The sequence below is a fragment of the Hydrogenophaga sp. genome (assembly GCF_022844385.1).
Classification (GTDB): domain Bacteria; phylum Pseudomonadota; class Gammaproteobacteria; order Burkholderiales; family Burkholderiaceae_C; genus Hydrogenophaga.
In genome coordinates, this window is the sequence record NZ_JALHLX010000168.1 from 1 (window position 1) to 6,007 (window position 6,007).

A 6,007-nucleotide genomic window follows, 5' to 3' on the forward strand; every position below is an offset into this window, starting at 1 on the left:
GCAGGTGCAGGTGCAGGTGCAGGTGCAGGTGCAGGTGCAGGTGCAGGTGCAGGTGCAGGTGCAGGTGCAGGTGCAGGTGCAGAGTATGCCGGTGCAGGTGGTGTGGCTTGGGCTGCAGCCGGGGATGCGGGTGGATGGCCCAGCGCGAGCTCGCGTTCATCAGGCGTGCCGCGATCGAACTGCAGCGCCACCAGCGTGGCCAGGCCGAGCACGGCCAGGCCGCCGAGGGCGCGCCAACGCCAGGCCGTTTCGTTGGCCGCCTCAGGGCGTCCAGCGCCGGGTGCGGTGTGCTTGCCTGCAGAGGCGCGAGCCTGCGCCAGCACGTTCTCGCGCAGCGCAGCGCCGGGCCGGGCCGGATCGTGCTCGTTGGCCTCGTGGTAGCGCTTGAGAAGCTCGTCCTGTGGCTTCATGCCCATACCTCCAGGGTGTGGCGCAGGCGTTCGCGCGCATAGCGCAGCCGGCTCTTGGCGGTCTCGGCGTTCACGCCGGTGGCCTGCGCGATCTCGGCCAGGCTCAGGCCTCCCTCGGCCTGCAGCAGGAAGGCCTCGCGCTGCGGCAGGGGCAGCGTGGAAAGTGCGTCCAGCAGGGCCTGCGCCTGCTCGCTTGACTGCAGTTGGCGCACGGGACCGAAACCCGAATCGGCGGCCAGGGTGTCGGACAGGGTCGCGCCCGCTTCGGTCTCGGCGTCCAGGCTGGCGTGGGCCTTGTGGGTGCGCCAGTGGTCGACCATGCGGTGGTGGGCCAGCGTGAAGAGCCAGGTGCGAAAGCGCGCACGGGGCTGGTACTGCGGAGCCTGGCGCACCAGCGACAACCACACGTCCTGCACCAGGTCGTCGGCCAGCGCGTGGTCGTGAACGCTGCGCTGCACGAAGCGCCACACCGGCAGGGCGTGGCGGTCGTACAGGGTTTCAAAGGCGCGCGCATCGCCCGCAGCAAAGGCCTGCATCAGAACTTCGTCGGCGGGCTCTTCCGTCATGGACGGATTATGGAAGCCCGCTTCAACTCGGGTCGGGTGCGTAGCCAGGGGCAACGGCACCGGGAAACGGATTCGGTCGCGGTGGCACGGCCTGCGTGGGAATGATGCCCATGGCGATGAGGTTCTCGCGGCTGTCGTAGCGGATGCGGATCAGCTCGTCGGGGCGGTCGCTGCGGCGCTCGAAGCTGGTGTGGCGGATGTGCGATGCCTCGCGCTCGCCGTGGCCCGTGCCCAGGCGTGGCGCGGGCATCGGCGAGGCCGGCGCCATGCGGCGCGAGGCCAGCGACTCGGTGCGCTCGCGCGGTGCTTCGTTGTCGCCCTCGGCCTTGGCCATGTCCGAGGCGCCCGCTGGAGCAGAAGACCGGCTCCCGGCGGCGCCACCCAGCTCGCGTTGCTGCGGCCAGGGCGTCACGGCTGGCGGTGGTGGGGGCAGGGGCTTTTCGCGGAACACGGCCACACCGATCACGCCCACCTGGGCCGGGCGTCCGGTTCGTTCGGCGTACGAGGCGCTCGATGCGGTGAAGTGGAAGGCCGCCACCTCGGTGTCGCTCTTGCGCCAGCCGGTGATGGCGTGCTGCTGCCATGGCGAGAGCACGTAGCCGGTCTGTTGCCAGGCGGCTGTCTCGCCCGAGATCACGTTCACCCCGTCGACCGAGACCACGCCGAGCACACGGCCGGGCGTGGCGTTGCGCAGCGACACTGCGTAGCGTGCGCCGGGCTGTCCGGCCACCCAGAGCTCGCCCTGGTGGCGGTGGACAGTGAGCGTTTCGCCGCTCTCGCGGTCGATCAGCTGGATGTCCGCCAGGCGGCCCACGGCGTGGGCGGGCAGGGCTGCTGAAAACAGGGCGGCAAGCGCCAGGATGGCCAAGGGTTTCATTGGGGCTCCGAACAAGTGGATGGAGCCTGTTGAAACGAACCAGTCGCTGAAACGGGGTTGAACCGCTCCCGTTGTTTTGTAACGGGGTGCGTCAGCAGTTGCTGCAGGTCGCCATGGCGCTCTCCACGCGGGTGCGGGTCTGGGTGATCAGGTAGTCCAGAAACACCTCGGTGCGCCGTGGCATGAACTTGCGGCTGGGCAGCGCGGCGTACATGGTGAGGCGGTCTGTGATCCAGGGGTTGAGCACGCGCACCAGGTCGCCGTTCTGGATCAACGGTGCCGCCAGTTCAATGGTGGTGGCGGTGATGCCGGCGCCGTCCAGTGCGGCGTGCATCAGTGTGTCGGTGTGGTTGGCCCACAGCACCGGCTGCACCTCGATGTCCACAAAGCGTGCCTCGTCGGCTTCGTGCAGCAGGCGCCATCCACGGCTGCGCCCGGCGGCGGGCTTGAAGCGCAGGCAGTCGTGTTGCGCCAGGTCTTCGGGGCGCGCGGGTGTGCCCCTGCGCCGCAAGTATTCGGGCGAGGCCAGCAGCACCGTGACGCTGGAGAGCACCTTGCGCGCGATCACGTTGGCGTCGAACGATGCTTTCGTTCCCATCAGCGTGATGTCGTAGTCCTCGATCGGCGGTTCCCGATGCGACTCGACGTCGATGTCCAGCAGGATCTTGGGGTAGGCCTGCCGGAAGCCGCTCACCAGCGGCGCGAGCACGTGCGTGGCCAGCACCGGCGGGGCCAGCAAACGCAGCACGCCTGCGAGTTCGCTGGTCTGTGAACTCACCAGCGCGTGGGCTTCGTCGAGGTCTTGCAGGATCACACGCACCCGCTCCAGGTAACTCTCGCCCGCGTCGGTGAGCGAAACGCGGCGGGTCGTGCGGTGCAGCAGGCGCGTGCCCAGGTGCTCTTCCAGGTCGGCCACCAGCCGCGTGACCACCGCGGGCGACATGTCCATGGACCTTCCGGCGGCGGCAAAACCGCCCTCGTCGATCACTTTTTGAAAGACGCGCATTGAGACCAGACGGTCCATGAAGAGGCTCCTTTAAAGGGTTTTCCCGGGTATCAAGGTGCCTATTGTTGCTGAAATAGAAACACAACAACGTCATCAGTGCTGTTTTTCATCAGGATCAGAAACTTTACAGTTCAACCCATCGATGCATGCAAACCCTCCGCAGAGGCATCGAAGCCGGTCAGGCCGCACAACGGACCGACCGGCATGTTCAACCCTCCCAAAGGAAACTGTCATGAAAAACCGCCTGTCTGTTGTTGCCATCGCCCTCTCCACCCTCGTTGCCGGCCACGCCCTCGCCGCCGATGCCTCCATTGGCAAGACCCGCGAGCAGGTTCGCGCCGAACTGGTCGAAGCCCAGCGCAACGGTGACCTGATCGCCGACGGCCAAACCGGCCTGCGTTTCAACCAGGTCAGCCCGCACCTGTATCCCCAGGCCACCGTGGTCGCCAAGACCCGCGCCGAAGTGAAGGCCGAGCTGGCCCAGGCCCAAGCCAACGGCGACCTGATTGCCGACGGCCAGACTGGCGCCCGCTTCAACGAACTGTTCCCAGCGCAGTACGCAGCCGCACGCACCGCTGCGCCCGTGGAAGTGGTGGCACAGGGCAAGACCCGTGCTGAAGTGAAAGCCGAACTGGCCGAAGCCATTCGCAATGGCGAGATGATCGCCGACGGCGAAACCGGTGCCCGGTTCAAGGACCTGAACCCCGGCCGCTACCCGGCTGAGGCCACCTTCCAGGCCAAGAGCCGCGACGACGTGCGCGCCGAACTGGTGAACTCGCGCAACGTGAAATCCAACTGATCGTCTTCGGCAACTCCGTCACCGGCCCATGAGGCTGGTGGCGCCAGCGCCCGGTGTCCTTCGCAGGACCCCGGGCGTTGTGCTGTCTGGTGGTTGTCGTCTGGTACAACCGGGCAACCTTTTCTGGAGCCACTCATGATGCCGTTCACCAAGGTCGTGCTGTTCACCGACGCCGATGGCCGCGCGCGCTTTCGCGAGGAAGCCCTGGACCTCAGCGAAGGAACGCCCGCAGCGCGCCTGTCGCCGGTCCTGCCCGCAACGGGTCTGCAGTTGCGCCAGAGCCCGGTGGGTTTCCGCAGCCAGTTTCATTGCACCGATGCGCCGCAGTGGTTGTTCGTGCTGCGCGGGCACATGGAGATTGGTTTGCAGGACGGCAGCTCGCGCACCTTCAGCGCGGGTGACCATTTCTACTCCGCCGACACCTTGCCGGCGGGCGCCACCTTTGACGCGACGGTGCACGGCCACTGGAGCCGGCAGGTCGGCGACGAGCCGCTGGTGACCGCGTTCGTCAAGGTATGAGGCTCAGACCGAATCGGGCAGGCGCAGGCGCAGCAGCGCGCGCACAAAGCCATGGTCGCTGCGGGTTCGGTCGCGGCCCTCGAACAGGTGGTCGTTGAACACCTCCACGCGGCGCACATCGCCGATGGCGCCGCGGCTCGTGGCCACGAATTCTTCGCTCACCAGCACCTGGTCGAGCACCTCGGGGTAGCCCTGGTGGATGTGTGAATACGCCACGTCGCGGCGCAGCGCGGCCTCACCCTGCACGTCCCAGGCGCTGAACAGCGCGTTGTCCCGCGCACCCTTGTCGTAAGCCACCTGCGAAGTCGCAGCAATCAGCTGGGTGGTCACGCTGTGCGGGCTGTCGTTGAGGTCGCCCATGAGCACCAGCGGCAGGCGCGTGCGGTGCAGCAGTTCCACCACCTTCAGGCGCAGCGCCAGCGCCTCACCGGCCCGCATGATCAGTGAGCGCAGGGAGCCGAGCGCCTGCACGGCCGGGTCGTCGGTGTCCTCGTTGATCTTGCCGTTGGCGTCTTCCAGGTACTTTGGCCGCTTGCTCTTGAGGTGAGCCGTGATCACGCACAGCGGCTGGCCATGCTTCATGCGCAGCGTGGCCAGCAGCGGCGGGCGCTCGAAGCGGGTGTGCGCACCGATGCCGGGCACCTGCACCACGGCAGCAGCGGGAAAGTTGACGATGGACTCGACCGACTCCAGCTTCAGGCGGGTGACGATGCCCACGCGCGGCGTCCCCTGTGCACCGTGCTGGCCAGGACCATTCCCGGCACCGGGCACCACCACCGAGCTGTACTGCAGGCCGCTGCGGGCCACCGCCGCTCGCAGCGCCAGTTCGTCCCACACTTCCTGCACCGCGATCACGTCGGCGTTGAGCGCCTTGAAGCGGTTGCCCAGCCAGTCCACCTTGCGATCGAATTCGGTCTGGCTGTAGGGGTCCTGCCCGTCGTAGAAATGGCGCCCGGGCTGTGCCAGGTTGAGCACGTTGCAGGTGGCCACCATGAGCGTGGCCCAACGTGGCGACGCCCCGTTGCCGATGAAGGCAGACGGGGCGTCGGGAGCGGGTGTCTTGCGGTCGTTTTGCATGACCGCACTGTAGAGTGAAACTGCTCAGCGGATGCGTCCAAAGTTCGTGCGCAGCGGATCGGCGTTTCCACCACCACCACCACCACCGCCGCCGCCGCCGCCGCGTGGGCCACCGCGGCCACCACCACCACCGCCGCCACCCTTGCCACCGCGGTTGCCGGTGCGCATGGCGTCGATGCTGGTGCGCAGCGGGTCGGGCTGGCCGCCCGGGTTGGCAGCGCGTGGGCGCGGTTCCTTGATGCGCAGGCTGCCCAGGTGGGCGTTGGGGCCGGGCTGGCGCTCGGCGCCGGGTTCGCGGTCTTCACGCGGGCCGCGGTCTTCGCGCGGTGCGCGGTCCATGCGTTCACCGCGATCGGCCTGCTGGCGCGGTGGGCGTGGGCCCTGACCGCCACCGTTGCGTGGGCCGTTGTTGCTGCGTGGCTGGCCATTGCCACCGCCGTTGCCATTTGCACGCTGACCGCCGCCGCCACCACCACCGCGGCGGCCTTCGCCGCGCGGTCCGTCGATCTGGGCGCCGTCACCGGCCGGGCGCTGGCGCTGGCCACCGCCGCCACCATTGCCGCGGGTCTGCTGGGGCTCGCCGGCTTTTTTCTCGCGCACGCGCTGCATCATTTCCGTGCGCGCGGCCTTGGCGGCTGCGGCCATCACGTCGCGGCTCGGCGGCTTGCCGGCACCGCCCCAGATGGTCTGGCGGCCCATGGCGATGGGCTCGGCCTTCTCACCCGGCTCGGGCATGAACTCGGGGAACATCTG

7 protein-coding genes and 1 pseudogene are annotated in these 6,007 nt (G+C 68.2%); 2 read left to right on the forward strand and 6 right to left on the reverse strand.

What is annotated here, in order from left to right; translation table 11 throughout:
• From Q0C59_RS17950 to Q0C59_RS17965, 4 genes are all read right to left on the reverse strand, one after another.
• A partial coding sequence (locus Q0C59_RS17950; RefSeq protein ID WP_407066569.1) for a hypothetical protein occupies positions 1–410 on the reverse strand: 410 nt, incomplete at its 3' end.
• Positions 407–976, reverse strand: a complete 570-nt coding sequence (locus Q0C59_RS17955) for an RNA polymerase sigma factor (RefSeq protein WP_291218103.1) — start codon at positions 974–976, stop codon at positions 407–409. The genes Q0C59_RS17955 and Q0C59_RS17950, both read right to left, overlap by 4 nt.
• A gap of 22 nt (positions 977–998) precedes the next feature.
• Positions 999–1,853 carry a hypothetical protein gene (locus tag Q0C59_RS17960; protein ID WP_291218105.1) on the reverse strand — a complete coding sequence of 285 codons (855 nt, stop codon included), beginning with the start codon at positions 1,851–1,853 and terminating at the stop codon, positions 999–1,001.
• A 91-nt stretch (positions 1,854–1,944) separates the two neighbouring features.
• Positions 1,945–2,877, reverse strand: a complete 933-nt coding sequence (locus tag Q0C59_RS17965) for a LysR family transcriptional regulator (protein WP_291218107.1) — start codon at positions 2,875–2,877, stop codon at positions 1,945–1,947.
• A 214-nt stretch (positions 2,878–3,091) separates the two neighbouring features.
• Between Q0C59_RS17965 and Q0C59_RS17970 the strand changes: the two genes are divergently transcribed.
• Together Q0C59_RS17970 and Q0C59_RS17975 are read left to right on the forward strand one after the other, a co-directional pair.
• Entirely contained in the window at positions 3,092–3,658 is a 567-nt protein-coding gene (locus Q0C59_RS17970; protein WP_291218110.1) for a DUF4148 domain-containing protein, read from the forward strand.
• Between the two features lie 135 nt (positions 3,659–3,793).
• Entirely contained in the window at positions 3,794–4,177 is a 384-nt protein-coding gene (locus tag Q0C59_RS17975; protein ID WP_291218112.1) for a hypothetical protein, read from the forward strand.
• A 3-nt stretch (positions 4,178–4,180) separates the two neighbouring features.
• On the opposite strand, the gene Q0C59_RS17980 is transcribed toward Q0C59_RS17975, so the two are convergent.
• Both Q0C59_RS17980 and Q0C59_RS17985 read right to left on the reverse strand, forming a co-directional pair.
• Positions 4,181–5,170 (reverse strand): endonuclease/exonuclease/phosphatase family protein, encoded by a 990-nt coding sequence (locus Q0C59_RS17980; RefSeq protein WP_291218114.1) that lies wholly within the window; start codon positions 5,168–5,170, stop codon positions 4,181–4,183.
• 108 nt (positions 5,171–5,278) lie between these two features.
• Positions 5,279–6,007 (reverse strand): annotated as a pseudogene (locus Q0C59_RS17985) (RNA helicase); the annotation flags it as partial.